The sequence below is a fragment of the Kitasatospora sp. NPDC059571 genome, assembly GCF_042735675.1.
GTDB lineage: Bacteria > Actinomycetota > Actinomycetes > Streptomycetales > Streptomycetaceae > Kitasatospora.
In genome coordinates, this window is the sequence record NZ_JBHWBW010000861.1 from 1 (window position 1) to 1,140 (window position 1,140).

A 1,140-nucleotide genomic window follows, 5' to 3' on the forward strand; every position below is an offset into this window, starting at 1 on the left:
GGGGTGGCGGCGCGGGTCCGGCGCGGTGGCCGGCTCGGTCTCGGCGTCCAGCAGCCCGGCCTCCAGGCCGGTGGCGAGCAGGTCTGCCTCCCGGCGGGCGCGGTCGGGGCCGCCGGCGGCCGCCGGTCCTTCCGCCCCCGTCCGGCCCGGGCCGAGGGTGTCGGGGGTGCGCAGCACGAGGGCGTGGGCCCGTTCCAGGAGCGCCACTGCGGAGGAGACCGCGCCGGCGGCCAGCGCCGCCCGGCCGGCCTCGGCGAACAGCAGTCCGGCGGACCGGTGTTCGCCGGCGGTCTGCCGCAGGGTGGCGACCAGCTGGCGCCACTCCCCCGGCAGCCCGGGGTGGGCCTGTTCGATCGCCTCGGCGGCGCGCCGGGCGACGGCCGCACGTTCGACCGGCAGCAGGCCGGCCAGCAGCGCGTCGGTGGTGAGGGCGTGCCGGAACTCGTACCAGTCGGCGACCGGGCCGCCCGGGGATATCAGCTGGGCGTCGATGCCGGAGCGCAGGTGGATCAGCAGCGCGCGGTCGTCGAGTCCGGTGACCAGCTTGAGCACGGACAGCGCGAAGCGGCGGCCCAGTACCGCTGCGGCGTAGAGGAGTTCGCGGGCGGAGGGGTCGAGCCGGGCGGCCCGCTGGGCGATGCTGTGGACGAGCGTCATCGGGACGTCGATGTCGAGGTCACCGCAGATCCGCCAGGTGCCCTGACCGTCGTTGCGGAGCGCACCGGCCGAGATCATGCCGCTGAGGAGTTCCTCGACGACGAACGGGTTGCCCTCGGAGTCGCGCACCAGCCGCTCGGTGACGGCCCGGGGCACCCCGCCGGGCGCGGCCGAGAGGCAGCCCTCGGCGAGGTCGCGGACGTCCTGCGGGCCGAGCGGGCCGAGGTCGGCGCGGTCGGCGCGGCGGCGGGCCACCACGGCGTGCACCAGGTCGGCCGCCGGGCCGGCCCCGGGGCGGAGCGTGGCGACCACCAGCACCGGCTGGTCCGCCAGGTTGTCCACCAGGTAGTCGAGGACCGCCAGGGTCTCGGCGTCGGCGTCGTGCAGGTCCTCGACGATGAGCAGGCACCCGGCCGGCCGGGCGGGGGCGGGGGGGGGGGGCGGGGGGGGGCGGGGGGGGGGGGGGGCTTCCGGGCGGGAGGT

1 pseudogene is annotated in these 1,140 nt (G+C 78.4%); it reads right to left on the reverse strand.

The features are described from left to right. Window positions 1-1,140: pseudogene (locus ACFV0G_RS39595) on the reverse strand (hypothetical protein); the annotation flags it as partial.